This window comes from Staphylococcus sp. HGB0015 (assembly GCF_000411275.1).
Classification (GTDB): Bacteria; Bacillota; Bacilli; order Staphylococcales; family Staphylococcaceae; genus Staphylococcus; species Staphylococcus schleiferi.
In genome coordinates this window covers 952,319-968,034 of sequence record NZ_KE150417.1, presented here as the reverse complement: position 1 = coordinate 968,034, position 15,716 = coordinate 952,319, and the positions used below count along the sequence as shown (strand labels likewise).

The 15,716-nt window shown below is 35.5% G+C and carries 18 protein-coding genes; 15 read left to right on the top strand and 3 right to left on the bottom strand.

The genetic code is table 11. The annotated features are described in order from the left end of the window. Window positions 1-146: 146 nt before the first annotated feature. Window positions 147-479, bottom strand: coding sequence for a rhodanese-like domain-containing protein (locus HMPREF1208_RS04465; RefSeq protein ID WP_371317743.1), 333 nt, complete (start codon window positions 477-479; stop codon window positions 147-149). Between the two features lie 196 nt (window positions 480-675). Here HMPREF1208_RS04465 and HMPREF1208_RS04460 point away from each other — a divergent pair, with 196 nt between their 5' ends. Then, window positions 676-1,506, top strand: coding sequence for a lipoate--protein ligase family protein (locus HMPREF1208_RS04460; protein ID WP_016425162.1), 831 nt, complete (start codon window positions 676-678; stop codon window positions 1,504-1,506). An 83-nt stretch (window positions 1,507-1,589) separates the two neighbouring features. Here HMPREF1208_RS04460 and HMPREF1208_RS04455 read toward each other — a convergent pair whose 3' ends face one another. Both HMPREF1208_RS04455 and HMPREF1208_RS04450 read right to left on the bottom strand, forming a co-directional pair. Further along, the gene (locus HMPREF1208_RS04455) at window positions 1,590-1,805 is read right to left on the bottom strand and encodes an SA1362 family protein (protein ID WP_037559273.1); all 216 of its coding nucleotides are present in this window, start codon (window positions 1,803-1,805) and stop codon (window positions 1,590-1,592) included. Between the two features lie 25 nt (window positions 1,806-1,830). Then, entirely contained in the window at window positions 1,831-2,436 is a 606-nt protein-coding gene (locus HMPREF1208_RS04450) for a hypothetical protein (RefSeq protein WP_016425160.1), read from the bottom strand. A 93-nt stretch (window positions 2,437-2,529) separates the two neighbouring features. Here HMPREF1208_RS04450 and HMPREF1208_RS04445 point away from each other — a divergent pair, with 93 nt between their 5' ends. The 14 genes from HMPREF1208_RS04445 (at window position 2,530) to buk (ending at window position 15,712) form a co-directional block, all read left to right on the top strand. Then, window positions 2,530-3,591 (top strand): M24 family metallopeptidase, encoded by a 1,062-nt coding sequence (locus HMPREF1208_RS04445; RefSeq protein ID WP_016425159.1) that lies wholly within the window; start codon window positions 2,530-2,532, stop codon window positions 3,589-3,591. 27 nt (window positions 3,592-3,618) lie between these two features. After that, on the top strand, window positions 3,619-4,176 hold the full coding sequence (gene efp, locus HMPREF1208_RS04440) for an elongation factor P (protein WP_016425158.1): 558 nt from the start codon (window positions 3,619-3,621) through the stop codon (window positions 4,174-4,176). Between the two features lie 199 nt (window positions 4,177-4,375). Further along, window positions 4,376-4,837 carry an acetyl-CoA carboxylase biotin carboxyl carrier protein gene (accB, locus tag HMPREF1208_RS04435; RefSeq protein ID WP_016425157.1) on the top strand — a complete coding sequence of 154 codons (462 nt, stop codon included), beginning with the start codon at window positions 4,376-4,378 and terminating at the stop codon, window positions 4,835-4,837. 1 nt (window position 4,838) lies between these two features. Next, entirely contained in the window at window positions 4,839-6,194 is a 1,356-nt protein-coding gene (gene accC, locus HMPREF1208_RS04430) for an acetyl-CoA carboxylase biotin carboxylase subunit (RefSeq protein ID WP_016425156.1), read from the top strand. Between the two features lie 20 nt (window positions 6,195-6,214). Continuing rightward, entirely contained in the window at window positions 6,215-6,580 is a 366-nt protein-coding gene (locus tag HMPREF1208_RS04425) for an Asp23/Gls24 family envelope stress response protein (RefSeq protein ID WP_016425155.1), read from the top strand. A gap of 32 nt (window positions 6,581-6,612) precedes the next feature. Beyond that, on the top strand, window positions 6,613-7,005 hold the full coding sequence (nusB, locus tag HMPREF1208_RS04420; RefSeq protein WP_016425154.1) for a transcription antitermination factor NusB: 393 nt from the start codon (window positions 6,613-6,615) through the stop codon (window positions 7,003-7,005). An 8-nt stretch (window positions 7,006-7,013) separates the two neighbouring features. After that, window positions 7,014-8,360 carry an exodeoxyribonuclease VII large subunit gene (gene xseA, locus HMPREF1208_RS04415; protein WP_016425153.1) on the top strand — a complete coding sequence of 449 codons (1,347 nt, stop codon included), beginning with the start codon at window positions 7,014-7,016 and terminating at the stop codon, window positions 8,358-8,360. After that, window positions 8,344-8,568: an exodeoxyribonuclease VII small subunit gene (locus tag HMPREF1208_RS04410; RefSeq protein ID WP_016425152.1), complete on the top strand. Its 225-nt coding sequence runs from the start codon at window positions 8,344-8,346 to the stop codon at window positions 8,566-8,568. Before xseA ends, HMPREF1208_RS04410 begins: the two co-directional genes overlap by 17 nt. Next, a complete protein-coding gene (locus HMPREF1208_RS04405; protein ID WP_016425151.1) occupies window positions 8,549-9,430 on the top strand; it encodes a polyprenyl synthetase family protein in 882 nt (293 codons plus the stop codon). Before HMPREF1208_RS04410 ends, HMPREF1208_RS04405 begins: the two co-directional genes overlap by 20 nt. A 69-nt stretch (window positions 9,431-9,499) precedes the next feature. Further along, complete coding sequence (gene dxs / locus HMPREF1208_RS04400) at window positions 9,500-11,377, top strand: 1-deoxy-D-xylulose-5-phosphate synthase (RefSeq protein WP_016425150.1); 1,878 nt, start codon at window positions 9,500-9,502, stop codon at window positions 11,375-11,377. A 165-nt stretch (window positions 11,378-11,542) separates the two neighbouring features. Then, window positions 11,543-11,995, top strand: coding sequence for a transcriptional regulator AhrC/ArgR (ahrC, locus tag HMPREF1208_RS04395; protein ID WP_016425149.1), 453 nt, complete (start codon window positions 11,543-11,545; stop codon window positions 11,993-11,995). Window positions 11,996-12,008: 13 nt separating this feature from the next. Beyond that, window positions 12,009-13,691, top strand: a complete 1,683-nt coding sequence (gene recN / locus HMPREF1208_RS04390) for a DNA repair protein RecN (protein WP_016425148.1) — start codon at window positions 12,009-12,011, stop codon at window positions 13,689-13,691. Window positions 13,692-13,697: 6 nt separating this feature from the next. After that, window positions 13,698-14,591, top strand: a complete 894-nt coding sequence (locus HMPREF1208_RS04385; RefSeq protein ID WP_016425147.1) for a phosphate acyltransferase — start codon at window positions 13,698-13,700, stop codon at window positions 14,589-14,591. Window positions 14,592-14,653: 62 nt separating this feature from the next. After that, window positions 14,654-15,712: a butyrate kinase gene (buk, locus tag HMPREF1208_RS04380; RefSeq protein ID WP_016425146.1), complete on the top strand. Its 1,059-nt coding sequence runs from the start codon at window positions 14,654-14,656 to the stop codon at window positions 15,710-15,712. Window positions 15,713-15,716 lie beyond the last annotated feature (4 nt).

Sequence of the window (15,716 nt, the reverse complement as noted above, 5' to 3'; positions counted from 1 at the left end):
GAGTTTAAGAGGCGATTAAAGTAACAGTAACATTTAAACACACTGGTATATAGCACAGCTCATAAGGAGTGTGAGCTCAACCTAACTGAGCATTAAAATAAAGCTAGAGCACCCATCGTCAAGTTGGAGCATTCTAGCTTTAAAAATTACTTTTTAGACTTAATTTTGCCAGTCCACTTTTTGTAACCGCCTTTTAGCATATATAAGTCTTTATATCCTTTTTTCTTTAACGTTCTTGCCGCACGATAACTTGCGATACCATTGGCATCAACCAAATAAATCGGTTGGTCTTTTCGTAAACCTTGATAGCGTTGACGGAACATGGTCATAGGTATGTTTCTTGCACCATTAATGTGACCATAGTCATAATCTGCTTTTTCACGAAGGTCAATGACTTGTGCTTTTCGAATGCCTTGTTGAAAAGCTTCTTGATCCAATTCTGTAACAGATTTTTTATTAATCAAATAATTAATTACCATCCAAATAATGACGGCAGCCAACACAATCAAAACAATCCATGTTATGTTACTCATCTTGCATCCTCCCTAAAATACCGATATTATTATTATAAGACTGATAGACTGATTTATCAAAATTTTTATATTGTGACATATGTTAGTATTTTTATATAATCACTACATATGCCAAAGTCGTTCATAGGAGGCTTTAAGTCAAATGACAGAAACTTGGCATTTTATTAATACAGGGAGCCATGACCCATATTATAATATGGCATTAGACGAAGCATTATTAAACTTTGTCTCAAGAGGGGAAATCGATCCCGTCATCAGATTTTACACGTGGAACCCACCGACATTGTCGATTGGTTATTTCCAACGTTTATCAAAAGAAATCGATATCAACAAAGTAAAAGAAAAAGGTTACGGTCTTGTAAGACGACAAACTGGAGGTAGAGGTGTCTTACATGATAAAGAGTTAACATATAGTGTGATTGTTCCTGAGTCTCATCCAGATATGCCTAAAACGGTAACTGAAGCGTACCGTGTCATTTCTGAAGGTTTATTGGAAGGCTTCAAGTCACTTGGTTTTGATGCTTATTTTGCAGTACCTCGCTCTAAAGAGGAACGTGAGAAACTTAAACAACCACGAAGTTCGGTATGTTTCGATGCGCCAAGCTGGTATGAACTTGTTGTCGAAGGAAAAAAAATCGCCGGAAGTGCGCAAACACGTCAAAAAGGCGTTATCTTACAACACGGTTCAATACTACAAGATGTCGACATCGATGATCTATTTGATATGTTTATTTTTAAAAATGATCGATTAAAAGCCAAAATGAAGGAAGCTTTTGTAGAAAAAGCGGTCGCAATTAATGATTTGTCTAATAGTCATGTATCATTAACCGAAATGGAAGTAGCTTTTAAAGAAGGCTTTAAAAAAGCTTTAGATTTGGAATATCAACCGCTTGAATTGACCGAGGCTCAACAAGAAGAAGTAAAAGCGTTGGAAGAAAAATATCGCTCGGAAGCATTTTTATACAGAAAATAAAATTAATGAAAAAAAGCATGACACATGATAATTACTGTGCCATGCTTTTTATTGTTCTTAGTTAGTATTTCTCGCTTAAAGGATTATCTGCGGCGTCGGTAACGATTTTTCCACACTCTCAATTTATAGTTTCTTTGATCGGGCGTTAAAAAGAAAAAGAAATAAATCAAATAAATCACAGCAATCATCACAATAAGCATGATAATTGATTTAAATATTCCAAATAAAACAAGATCTAAATTCAACACTAACCCGATTATCGCAATAATAATTACGATACCAAATAGGATTTTTTGCAAAGCGCTCATCTCTATTTACACCTCTTTAATTTTGTTTCAAATTATCATTCTTTACTTGAATGTTTGTCAAATTTTGACGTCCTCTTTGAATAGAAGTCAAATCTTTTTTAGCATAACCTTTTTTAATTTCAGTTAAGGCTGTTTTGATATCTTTTTGTACTTTCAACACTTGTTTATGTTGTTTTTTTACATTATCATCTTTTTTTACAATCGATAAATCATTCACGCTCTCTTTGTATTGATCAATTGCATCATCATTCGCTTCAATAACACTATCAAGTTGATCCATAACATCTTGATTCTTTTTATTCTTCATAATTTGACTATCAATCGCCTGATAGTCATTAATTGTTTTTGTTACTGAGCCATAGTATTTTGAAGATATTTGTAAGTAATCTGCAATTTTTTTGTTTGTTTTAGCTTGTCCAGTATTTTCTGAGTCTTTTTTCAACGCATCTAATTGCTTTTGTTTTTTATGATTCTCATTTTTAAGTTCTTGATTTTCTAATTTCAAATCATGATTTTTGTCACTCAAATCCGTACTTTTTTCTTCAAGGGGCAATAAATTTTGACTTCCACACCCCGTTAGTAGCACCGTTAGCCCTAAACTCGCAAACATTCTTTTTTTCATAATAAACTCCTAAACATTAATAGTTTTTCATTATACTTGTTTTTATTTTAAGGTATCATATAGTTAAGTACAAATATCAAGGAGGAAAATATCATGAAAAATAGAATAAATAAAGTAAGAAGTCTATTACAAGAAAAACATATAGATGGCCTAGTTGTTCTCACAGATTTTAATAGACGTTATTTATCTGGCTTTACTGGAACAAGCGGTGGCTTATTAATTACAGCAGATCAAGCCCGTTTAATTACGGATTTTCGCTATATCGATCAAGCAACTGAACAAGCACCATTATTTGAAATTGTTAAACAAGAAAGTGATCTTTATTCTAGTGTAATCACACAAATTCAAGAATTAAACCTTCAAAATATAGGTTTTGAAGGGCACCTTGTTTCTTATGATGCCTTTTTAAAATTAAACCAAGGACGTCACGATTTAATATCAATAGGCGATGAAATTGAAAAAATTCGTCGCGTAAAAGATACGGACGAAATTAAATTGATTCAAAAAGCAGCGGATATCGTAGACCAAGCTTACGAACATATTCTAACTGTGGCAAAACCAGGGATGACAGAAAAAGAATTAAAAGCGCATTTGGAAAGTAAAATGTTACATCTAGGTGCAGACGACACATCATTTGATACTATCGTTGCTTCTGGTAAAAGAGGCGCACTCCCACACGGTGTCGCATCAGATAAAGTCATCGAATCTGGAGATATGGTTACTTTAGATTTTGGAGCTTACTACCAAGGCTATAGTTCTGATATTACGAGAACATTTGCAGTGGGACAACCTTCTGATGAAATGATCAAAATTTATAACATCGTATTAAAAAGTCAAGAAGCTGCAATTCAGGCGATTAAAGCAGGCATGACTGGTAAAGAAATCGACTCAATCGCGCGTCAAGTGATTTCTGATGCAGGCTACGGTGACAATTTTGGTCATTCATTAGGTCATGGTATTGGATTAGATGTACATGAGCAACCAGCGCTTTCTCAAAAATCTGATACCGTTCTTGAAATCAATCATTGTGTTACGATTGAACCGGGTATATATGTAAATGGTCTTGGTGGTGTTCGTATTGAAGATGACATTTTAATTACAGAAAATGGCGGTCAATGCTTTACTAATTGTCGAAAAGACCTTATTATTTTATAAGAAGAGTGAATCTGAGGAGGAAACTGAATGATTTCTGTAAATGATTTTAAAACAGGTTTAACCATTTCTGTCGATAACGGCATTTGGAAAGTTTTAGAATTCCAACATGTTAAACCTGGTAAAGGGTCTGCTTTTGTGAGATCAAAATTACGTAATTTAAGAACAGGTGCAATTCAAGAAAAGACATTCCGTGCAGGTGAAAAAGTAGAGCCTGCTATGATTGAAAACCGTCGTATGCAATATTTATATGCTGATGGCGACAACCATGTATTTATGGACAATGAAACATTTGAACAAACAGAACTTACAACACAATATTTAGAACATGAATTAAAGTTTTTAGTTGCTAACATGGATGTTCAAATTCAAACATATGAAGGCGAAACAATTGGCGTAGAACTTCCAAAAACTGTTGAACTACGCGTAACTGAAACAGAACCGGGTATCAAAGGTGATACTGCGACAGGCGCTACAAAATCAGCTACTGTTGAAACGGGTTATTCATTAAACGTACCACTATTCGTTAACGAAGGCGACGTTTTAGTAATTAATACAACAGATGGAAGTTACGTTTCACGCGCGTAATTGTATTCATCGTTCAATATCGAACATATACCTAATTAAAAAGGGGCTTGCATCATGTTTTATACATCTGATGCAAGTCTTTTTTTGATTTGATGTTTTTCGATATGACAACACATGAATTACGACTTTTCTTGAATTGCCCCTTTCACTCAAGTAAAATAGTAAGGTAGAAATAATCAATCATAAGGGAGTAACCAAAATGAATTTTAAAGAGATTAAAGAATTAATCGATATTCTAGATCACTCTAACTTAACTGAAATTAATATAGAAGATAAAGGGACTATCGTTAATCTAAAAAAAGAAAAAGAAATTGTCACTCAACAAATTGCACCGACGCAACCTGTTGGAGCTCCTAATACATTTACTGAACAAGTATCATCAACACCTGATCAGGATATGAACCAAGCACCTTCAAGTGATGATCAACTTCAAACAATCAATGCACCAATGGTTGGTACATTCTATAAATCACCTTCACCAGAAGAAAGCGCATATGTTCAAGTTGGAGATCAAGTCTCTAATGACACGACTGTCTGCATTCTTGAAGCGATGAAATTGTTTAACGAAATTCAAGCTGAAGTCTCAGGAGAAATCGTTGAAATTCTCGTTGAAGACGGACAAATGGTTGAGTATGGCCAAGCCTTATTCAAGGTGAAGTAATATGAAAAAAATATTAATTGCAAACCGTGGTGAGATTGCAGTACGAATTATTCGTGCGTGCCACGAATTGGGTATCCAAACAGTAGCGATATATTCGGAAGGCGATAAAGATGCATTACATACTCAACTAGCTGACGAATCCTACTGTGTAGGACCTAAGCAATCAAAAGATTCATATTTGAATATACCGAACATATTATCAATAGCGACATCAACTGGCTGTGATGCAATTCATCCAGGCTATGGCTTTTTAGCAGAAAATGGGGATTTTGCTGAATTGTGTGAAGCGGTTCAACTTAAGTTTATTGGGCCAAGTTATGAATCTATTCAAAAAATGGGGATTAAAGATATCGCCAAAGAAGAGATGAAGCGCGCAAATGTACCTGTCGTACCCGGTAGTGAAGGCTTAGTTAATACAATAGAAGATGCAATTCAAACTGCAGATAAAATTGGATATCCTGTTATTATTAAAGCCACAGCCGGTGGTGGCGGTAAAGGGATACGTATTGCACGCGATGAAGATGAATTGATAAATGGCTATAAAATGACACAACAAGAAGCTGAAACTGCATTTGGTAATGGTGGTCTTTACTTAGAAAAATTTATTGAGAACTTCAGACATATTGAAATACAAGTTATTGGGGATGAATATGGCAATGTGATTCATTTAGGAGAACGTGATTGTACCATTCAACGACGCATGCAGAAGCTAGTCGAAGAATCACCATCTCCAATTTTAACTGAAGAAAAAAGAAAAGAAATGGGCGATGCTGCAATTAGGGCAGCAAAAGCCGTTAATTATTTTAATGCGGGTACCATTGAGTTTATTTACGATTTGGATGAAAACCAGTTTTATTTTATGGAAATGAATACGAGAATCCAAGTTGAGCATCCTGTTACAGAAATGGTAACGGGTGTTGATCTAGTGAAGCTACAGATTAAAGTTGCGATGGGTGAGCAACTCCCTTATAAACAAGAAGATATCAAAATCAATGGGCATGCGATTGAGTTCCGTATCAATGCAGAAAATCCTTATAAAAACTTTATGCCTTCACCGGGTAAAATCGAACAATATTTGACACCAGGTGGGTTTGGCGTTCGTATCGACTCTGCTTGTTATACAAACTATTTAATACCTCCGTACTATGACTCAATGGTTGCGAAACTTATCGTACATCAACCTACTAGAGCAGAAGCCATTATGTCTGGTTTACGTGCTTTGAACGAATTTGTAGTTTTAGGTATTGACACAACAATTCCATTCCATATCCGATTATTAAACCATCCTGTTTTTAATGAAGGTTTCTTTAGCACGAAGTTTTTAGAGATATACGATATTATGAATAACGAAGATTAATTTGAATGGAGGTATGTCATATGGTTAAACCAATTGAAAATTTCAACCCAAATCTAGGTACAGTCGAAATCGTTCCCGAGGTCATTTCTTTAATTGCTAGTATTGCTGTTTCAGAAGTAAAAGGGGTACATGGTGTTTTTTCAGACTTGAAAAATTCCACATTAGAACGTTTTGGGCGCAAAAATTTAAACAAAGGTATCAAAATTGACACGAAAGACAATGAAATTTTTATCGATGTCTATTGTTCATTACAATATGGCGTTAAAGTGTCAGAAACAGCATTGAAAGTTCAAGAATCCATTCATAGTGCTATTCATACAATGACTGCACTTTCACCACAACAAATTAATGTTCATATTACACATATAGAAATGGCTAAAAAATAGTCACTAATTTTTTAAGAACGGAGCGTAATAAATTGAGTAGAAAACAAGCGAGAAGTCAAGCTTTCCAAACATTATTTCAACTAGAAATGAAAGATTCAGAACTAACAATCGATGAAGCCATCAGCTTTATTAAAGATGACTATCCAGATTTAGATTTTGACTTCATTAAATGGCTTGTTTCTGGTGTCAAAGACCATCAAAATGTGTTAGATGAAAAGATCAGCCCACATTTAAATGGTTGGACAATTCCACGTTTATTAAAATCAGACCGCATCATTTTGAGAATGGCGACATTTGAAATTGATCATAGTGACACACCAGAAAAAGTTATTATTAACGAGGCTGTTGAATTGGCTAAACAATTTAGTGATGACGACAATTATAAATTTATCAATGGCGTATTAAGTCATATCAAAAGAAATTGAGTGATAACATGGAAAAATATTTAACAATTTCTGCGTTAACAAAATACATTAAATTCAAATTTGATCAAGATCCACATTTACAATCTGTTCTAATCAAAGGAGAGCTTTCGAATTTCAAAAGACATAGTAGTGGCCATCTTTATTTTGCTGTTAAAGATGCAGATAGCGTTGTTGCCGCTATGATGTTCAAAGCCCAAGCGGCGCATTTGGATTTTGAACCTAAAGAAGGCGATCAAGTCCTCATTGAAGCACGTGTCTCTGTTTATGAACGTCGTGGTAATTACCAAATCTATGTAAACAAAATGCAACTAGACGGTGTGGGTAACTTATATCAAAAATTCGAACAGTTAAAACTTAAGCTCACAAAAGAAGGCTATTTTGATCAATCACATAAAAAATTAGTGCCAAAATATCCTAAAAAAATTGTCATATTAACCGCAAGCACTGGTGCTGCAATTCGTGATATTCAAAACACACTCAATAGTCGTTATCCTTTGGCAGAACAGATTAAAATCAGTACCCTTGTACAAGGAAGTCAGGCTAAAAATGATATCATCGAAAAATTACAATATGCAGATCGCTTAGATGTGGATGTCATCATTTTAGGCCGTGGCGGTGGCTCTATAGAGGATTTATGGAATTTTAATGAAGAAGAAGTGGTTAAAGCTATTTTTTCATGCCAAACGCCTGTCATTTCTGCTGTAGGTCATGAAACAGATACCACGTTAAGCGATTATGTGGCAGATATACGGGCTGCTACACCGACTCAAGCAGCTATGTTAGCTACACCTGATCAAAAAGAACTTTTGCAGATATTGGCAAAAAGTCGTCATTACTTAAATCGTTTTATAAAACAATATTTAAAACAAGCAACACAGCAATTGAATCAATATCAATCTTATTATAAATTTAAGCAACCATCGCTTTTGTACGATCAACAAACACAAAAGCGCGACGACTTAGACCGAATGCTTCACCAGTCTATGCAATATCGTTTTCAATATGAAAAACAGCGCCTTCATATCATTCAGCAACGTATTCGCATTAAGTATTTTTATGATTACATTCAGCGCCAAAAACAGCAATCTTTAGACTTTAAAAATGCTTTGAATAAGCAGATGCAACGTGTGATCACACAAAAGAAACAGCAGTTTGAACAAAAGTTGCTGACGCTTGATAATTTAAGCCCAACGAAAACAATGTTAAGAGGATACTCGATTGTGATGAAAGATGATAATGTCGTCACAAGTAGCCATGATATTCATGAAGGGGACAATATTGAAGTCACAATGAAAGACGGGAAGCTAGATGCAACAATTAAAAAGGTAAGGTGGAATAATGACAACAGAAAATAATTCATTTGAAGAAATGATGCAAGAGCTCGAATCAATTGTGAATCAGTTAGATAATGATACGATTTCCTTAGAAAAATCATTAGAATTGTATCAAAAAGGAATAGCACTATCAAAGTCATGTGAAACAACTTTAAAAAATGCAGAAAAGAAAGTTTCACAACTTATGGATGAAGAGGCAGATGAAAGTGATGAACCAAAATCTGAATAACTTATTAGACCAATTTAACGAAGTATTGCATCGTTCAATTAACGATACAAGTCTGAAAACACGTTTAGAAGAAAGCATGCGTTATTCATTGGAAGCGGGAGGAAAGCGTATTAGACCCTTACTCTTGCTAGCAACCCTTCAAATGTTAAATCCAAAACAATTAAAAAGTGGATTTAGTGTCGCCTTAGGGCTTGAAATGGTTCATACATATTCGTTAATACACGATGACTTACCAGCTATGGACGATGATGACTTAAGACGTGGTAAACCGACAAATCATACGGTTTATGGTGAATGGCTCGCAATACTTGCAGGTGATGCACTGCTTACCAAGGCATTTGAAATGATAACGGGTGATGAAGACATTAGTGCAGAAAAAAAGGTGAAATTGATCCAATCCCTTAGTAAAGCAAGTGGCCATACGGGAATGGTGGGTGGCCAAGTTTTAGATATGCAAAGTGAAAATCAGGCGATTGACTTTAAGCAATTAGAACAAATTCATTCTCATAAAACGGGGGCACTTATTGAATTTGCGATTGAAGCAGCAACAATTATCGCACAACCCCCAGTTGAAGTAACACAACAACTCATTCAGTTTTCCAAACATCTCGGCGTCATATTTCAAATTAAAGACGACCTTTTGGATGTTTATGGCGATGCAGACCAGTTAGGTAAACCTGTAGGTAGTGATGAAGCCAACCATAAAAGCACGTATGTTTCTTTACTAGGTCAAGCTGAGGCTGAAGCACAACTTCAAAACCATATTCAAAGTGCGGAAGCACTGTTAAATCAGTTGTCTACAAACTATAACACAACCGATTTAATGCAATTATTAACGCTTTTTTATCAGCGACAGAATTAATTTCAATCTATACTATAAAAGTCATGTAATGTTATAATCATAATGACATAAAAATTAAGGGTGATTTCAATGGATGTAAGAAATATACAGGATCCTTCATTTTTAAAAAATCTTTCTGTAAGTGAGCTTGAATCATTGAGTCACGATATAAGACAGTTTTTAATCCAAACATGTGCTGTTACCGGGGGGCATATTGGTGCTAATTTAGGTGTCGTTGAACTGACGATTGCTTTACACAAGCATTTTAATAGCCCTGAAGATAAAATTATTTGGGACGTAGGCCACCAAAGCTATACGCACAAAATTTTGACGGGTCGTGGACATGATTTTAATACATTAAGACAGTATAAAGGATTATGTGGATTTCCAAAATTAAAAGAATCTGAGCATGATGTGTGGGAAGCCGGGCATAGCTCCACATCATTATCAGCAGCAATGGGCATGGCTAAAGCGCGAGATATACTAGGTAAGCACAACCATATTGTTCCTGTAATAGGGGACGGCGCGTTGACTGGAGGAATGGCGCTTGAAGCTTTAAATAATATTGGTCATGATCGTACGAATATGACAATTATATTAAATGACAACGAGATGAGCATTGCGCCTAACGTGGGTGCAATGCATAATATGTTGGGCCGAATTCGAATGAATCAAAGCTACAATCGTCTTAAAATCGATGCAGAGAGCGTGTTAAGTCGATTACCTGGGGGGAGCCGATTACGTGAATCTGCTGACCGTATCAAAGATAGTTTAAAATATTTAGTTGTAGATGGTGCATTTTTCGAAGAATTAGGTATTCGTTATATTGGACCTGTTGATGGCCATAATTTTGAAGAGTTGGAAAATGCGCTGACAGCTGCCGACTCAATTAATAAACCTGTATTAATTCATGTAGTAACAAAAAAAGGTAAAGGTTATCATCCAGCTGAAAACGATAAGATTGGAACTTGGCACGGCCTTGGACCTTATAAACTTGATACCGGTGAGCAAATAAAAGGACAACCTGTAGGTCCATCATGGAGTCAATTGATGAGCGACGAAATCCTTTCCTATGCCAAAAAGGATAGACGCGTCGTAGCGATTACACCTGCGATGCCAGTTGGTTCTAAACTCACTAAATTCCAATCTGAGCTTCCAGAACAGTTTTTTGATGTTGGTATCGCAGAGCAACATGCAGTTACGATGGCTGCCGGCCTTGCAATGGAAGGTATGAAGCCATACGTTGCAATCTATTCAACTTTTTTGCAACGTGCATACGATCAAGTACTACACGATGTTGATCGTCAAAACTTAAACGTTATTTTTGGTATTGATCGCTCAGGTTTAGTTGGTGCTGATGGTGAAACGCATCAAGGTGTCTTTGATGTCGGTTTCTTAACGCAATTTCCAAATATGACCGTTATGATGCCAAAAGATGAAAATGAAGCTAAAGATTTAGTTTATACTGCAATGCATTATGAGCAAGGTCCAATCGCAATTCGTTATCCTCGCGGCAATGGATTAGGTGTTAAAATTAATGAAAATCGCAGTCATATTCCTATTGGCTCATGGGAAACGCTAACCGAGGGAGACGACATAGCTCTTATTAGTTACGGCCCTACAGTGTCAACACTCATGGAAGTAGCAGAAGAATTATCAAAACTCGGCATCAAAGCCCGTGTGATTAATGCACGCTACATTAAGCCAATGGATGAGGCTACGTTAAAGCAATTAGGCGAAATAAATATGCCAGTACTCACTGTAGAGGAAGGCATGCTTAATGGTGGATTGGGTAGTCAAATTGCTAATTATTTCACTGATCATTCATTTGCAAATCGTGTTAAGCGCTTAGGTATTGATAATATTTATATCGAACATGGGAATGTGGACCAAATTCTTGAAGATTTAGGTTTAACTTGTGAACCCCTTGTTCATACAGTACAAGCATTTTTAAATAAAGATCAGTAGTCAAATATGTAGGGTATTTCAGGGTTGGGACGTCAAAAAGTCTCAGCCCATTTTTTGTCATTTTTTGTATGCATGAATGACTATTCTTACGTATGTCTTGATTAGGTAAATCATATAAGATTATGGTAAAATCAATGTATAAATATTCGTTATGAGGTGTCAAATATGCCTAAAAAATCTGTGAGACATATAAAAATCAGAGAAATTATTTCTAATGAACAAATTGAAACACAAGACGAACTTGTAAAGCGCTTAAATGATTATGAAATGAATGTAACACAAGCCACTGTGTCACGTGATATTAAAGAACTTCAACTGATTAAAGTTCCAGCCGCTAGTGGTCAATATATTTATAGTCTACCTAACGACCGACGCTATCATCCTTTAGAAAAGTTGGGTCGTTATCTTATGGATTCATTTGTAAAAATTGATAGTGCAAACAATTTGTTAGTATTAAAAACATTGCCAGGTAACGCGCAATCAATAGGTGCCATTCTCGATCAAATTGATTGGGAAGAAGTTCTAGGGACAATTTGTGGAGATGACACATGCCTTATTATTTGTAAAGACAATTTATCGGCAGATGAAATTAAGGCAAGAATATTCAATATGTTATAAGGGTGGATGTTAGATGTTACAAAGCCTCTCTATAAAAGAATTTGCAATTATAGAAACGCTAGATATTCAATTTTCAGACGGACTTACAGTATTAAGTGGTGAAACAGGTGCTGGGAAATCCATTATCATCGATGCTATTGGTCAATTAATTGGTATGCGCGCATCGTCTGATTTTGTCCGACATGGTGAGAAAAAAGCGATTATTGAAGGAATTTTCGATATTGATCATGCTGAAGAAGCAATACAAGAATTGAATACGCTAGGTATTGATATTAACGAAGACTTCTTAATTGTAAAACGTGAAATATTTAGTTCGGGTAAAAGTATTTGCCGTATCAATAATCAAACCGTAACGCTTCAAGATTTAAGGAAAGTGATGCAGGCACTGCTCGATATCCATGGACAGCACGAAACTCAAACTTTACTTAAACAAAAATATCATATCGAATTACTTGATCGCTATTCAGATGGACAATATGCAAAAGCATTAAGCCAATATGAAGAAACATTTAATCAACATCACTCAAAAATTAAAGAGCTTGAAGCACTTGAATCTGCAGACCAAGCTTTGCTACAACGTTTGGACTTAATGAAATTTCAATATGACGAATTAAAAGAAGCCCAATTAAAGGAAGGCGAAATCGAACAATTAGAAATTGATATTAAGCGAATTCAAAACTCAGAAAATTTAAGTGTTGCGCTTAATGCGGCTTATGAGACGTTGACCGATGAACAGGCCATCCCTGATAGACTTTATACATTAAGTGCACATTTGCAGACAATTGATGAGATATTGCCAGAAACATTTCAAAAACTGAAAGAAGATGTCGACCAATTCTACTATACTTTAGAAGATGCAAAACATCAGCTTTATGATGAAATTAATCAAACTGATTTCGACGAGCAATATTTAAATGAACTTGAATCTCGAATGAATTTATTAAACAACTTAAAAAGAAAATACGGTAAAGATATTTCTGAGTTAATCACATATCAGGCCAAAATCGCAGAAGAAATTGATAAGATTGAAAACTATGAAGAAAGCACTTCACAATTACGAAATGAGATTAAACAGTTATCTGCTCAGTTAATTGAGCACGGCCAGGTTTTGTCTAAAGAAAGAAGGCTTGTCGCGCGACAACTAAGAGATCGAATTGTTAATGAAATACAAAATTTACAAATGAAGGATGCAAATCTTGAAATATCATTTAAACCCTACGACCAGCCACAAAGAGAAGGACTTGAACGTGTTGAATTTTTAATTAGTCCAAACAAAGGTGAACCTTTAAAGAGTTTAAATAAAATTGCAAGTGGTGGCGAATTATCACGTATTATGCTGGCATTGAAAAGTATTTTCGTACGTTCTAGGGGTCAAACAGCGATTCTATTTGATGAAGTGGATTCAGGTGTTTCAGGCCAAGCTGCTCAAAAAATGGCTGAAAAGATGAAAGAAATATCTGCTGTGATACAAGTCATCTGTATTTCTCATTTACCACAAGTTGCATCCATGAGTGACCATCATTTATATATCGCCAAACAAGAAAAAGAGGGGCGTACAACGACATCTGTACAAGAGCTCAACGGGGAATCTCGTATTGCTGAAGTCGCTCGAATGATTTCAGGCGCAACTGTAACTGAGCTTACAAAACAAAATGCGAAAGAAATGATAGAACAAAATCAAAGACTTAAAGGATGATGTGATATGAATTTTAAAGCATTACTAAAAGGGCATCAAAATTTCAGTGGAACCATTGCGATGATTAATGCAACTGAAGAGCCATTAATCAACGTGATTGTCGAAGTTTTGAATAAAACTAAAGCGGAATTTATATTATACAATTATCAAGATGCTTCAGAGTTGATACGTTCATTTGACCTATCACCAGAGTTATTGACACGCATTCATATTCATACATTTGAAACGCAAGATGAAGCGATAGAACACTGTTTAGACGATCTCTATCATCAAAAAGCACATATCTTGATGAAAGGGCAAATTCCGACTGCTCAAATTTTATCAGCAGTGTTAAAAAGAAATGCAGTGGATTCAAAACCTTTCCTCAATCATCTTGCAATATGTGAAATACCGACTTATCACAAATTACTTATGATTTCTGATGTGGCCTTAAATATCACTCCTTCAGTTGAAGATACGAAAGCAATGATTAATAATATTGTCCGTTTTGCGAGACAACTAGACTACGACTCATTAAATATTGCACTTTTATCATCAGTTGAAAAAGTTAGTAACAAAATCCCTTCAACTTTAAAAGCGCAAACATTACAGCAATTTTATGCGTCGCACCCAATCGATGAGGATATCCTAATTGAAGGTCCGTATGCTTTAGATAATGCAATTGATAAGAAAAGTGCAATCCAAAAAGGGATTCACACGAAAGTAGCAGGTAATGCTGATGTTTTAATCGTACCTGGCCTTGATGCTGGGAATGTTCTCTATAAATCGCTTACTTACTTTGGCCATGCAAAAGTTGCAAGCTTGATTTTAGGTGCACGCTTTCCTATTGTACTTACATCTAGAGCAGATAGTATAGAAAATAAAGTGAACTCAATATTGGTTGCGCTAAAGTTTATTTAGCGTTGTGTTTCGCAACCATAAGATAAAAAGGAATTTGTTGAAGTTTTGAAAGAAGGTATTCTATGGTAACGACACTCGTTTTAAATCTTGGTAGTACATCGAGTAAATATGCAATCTACCGTAATGATGAATGTATTTTAAATGAAAATATTAAACATTCAACCTCTGTTATTAATCAAACTTTGTTAGAACAAGAACAAACACGTCAGCAATTGATTGAACAAGATTTATTATCTCATCATCAAACACTTGATAATATGGATGTTATCGCTTGTCGTGGTGGTTTACTAAAGCCCTTGTCAGGCGGAACCTATGAAGTGAATAGTGCAATGTATAATGACCTTAAATCATTTGATTATGGCGCTCATGCTTCGAACTTAAGTGCAATGATTGGTTATCGTTTAGGCCAAAAATATCATATTCCTGTATTTACAACTGATCCTGTTGTTGTAGACGAATTAATCGATGAAGCACGTGTGACAGGGATACCGGATATCCAACGACGCAGTGTTTTTCACGCACTCAATCAAAAAGCGATGGCTCGCAAATATGCGAAAAGCGTCAATAAAAACTATGAAGATGTGCATGTGATAGTCGCACACATGGGTGGCGGTATTAGTATTGGTGCCCATCAACAAGGTCGTGTCATCGATGTCAATGAAGCACTTTATGGCGAAGGCCCCATGGCTATGGATAGAGCAGGAAGTATACCGAATGATTTACTAATCACTTATATGGAGAGGAATCAGTTATCTGCTGAAAAGTTAAATGCAATCCTCAGTCGTGAATCTGGCTTAACTGCGTATTTTGGGACTTCAAATTTGAAAGAAATCATGATGTCTTATGATACGGATGAAAAAGTACGACTTTTCATTGGGGCAATGGCACTTCAAATTTCAAAAGTGATTGGAGAACGTGCTGCAACTTTGAAAGGTAAAGTTGATCAAATTATTTTAACAGGTGGAATGAGTTTTAATGAGCAACTCGTTGAATTGATTTCAACTTACGTAGATTGGATTGCACCTATTTCTGTTTATGCCGGAGAACATGAAATGACAACATTGGCCGACCAAGCACAACGTGCATTTAACCAAGAAATATCAATCCAAACGTATCGATAGGAGA

Coding starts and splice junctions, on each gene's coding strand:
- HMPREF1208_RS04465 (WP_371317743.1), bottom strand. CDS start 479: ATGGTAATTAATTATTTGATTAATAAAAAATCTGTTACAGAATTGGAT.
- ahrC (WP_016425149.1), top strand. CDS start 11,543: ATGCCTAAAAAATCTGTGAGACATATAAAAATCAGAGAAATTATTTCT.
- recN (WP_016425148.1), top strand. CDS start 12,009: ATGTTACAAAGCCTCTCTATAAAAGAATTTGCAATTATAGAAACGCTA.
- HMPREF1208_RS04410 (WP_016425152.1), top strand. CDS start 8,344: ATGACAACAGAAAATAATTCATTTGAAGAAATGATGCAAGAGCTCGAA.
- HMPREF1208_RS04405 (WP_016425151.1), top strand. CDS start 8,549: ATGAACCAAAATCTGAATAACTTATTAGACCAATTTAACGAAGTATTG.
- HMPREF1208_RS04460 (WP_016425162.1), top strand. CDS start 676: ATGACAGAAACTTGGCATTTTATTAATACAGGGAGCCATGACCCATAT.
- accB (WP_016425157.1), top strand. CDS start 4,376: ATGAATTTTAAAGAGATTAAAGAATTAATCGATATTCTAGATCACTCT.
- accC (WP_016425156.1), top strand. CDS start 4,839: ATGAAAAAAATATTAATTGCAAACCGTGGTGAGATTGCAGTACGAATT.
- buk (WP_016425146.1), top strand. CDS start 14,654: ATGGTAACGACACTCGTTTTAAATCTTGGTAGTACATCGAGTAAATAT.
- dxs (WP_016425150.1), top strand. CDS start 9,500: ATGGATGTAAGAAATATACAGGATCCTTCATTTTTAAAAAATCTTTCT.
- HMPREF1208_RS04385 (WP_016425147.1), top strand. CDS start 13,698: ATGAATTTTAAAGCATTACTAAAAGGGCATCAAAATTTCAGTGGAACC.
- HMPREF1208_RS04445 (WP_016425159.1), top strand. CDS start 2,530: ATGAAAAATAGAATAAATAAAGTAAGAAGTCTATTACAAGAAAAACAT.
- HMPREF1208_RS04450 (WP_016425160.1), bottom strand. CDS start 2,436: ATGAAAAAAAGAATGTTTGCGAGTTTAGGGCTAACGGTGCTACTAACG.
- xseA (WP_016425153.1), top strand. CDS start 7,014: ATGGAAAAATATTTAACAATTTCTGCGTTAACAAAATACATTAAATTC.
- efp (WP_016425158.1), top strand. CDS start 3,619: ATGATTTCTGTAAATGATTTTAAAACAGGTTTAACCATTTCTGTCGAT.
- HMPREF1208_RS04425 (WP_016425155.1), top strand. CDS start 6,215: ATGGTTAAACCAATTGAAAATTTCAACCCAAATCTAGGTACAGTCGAA.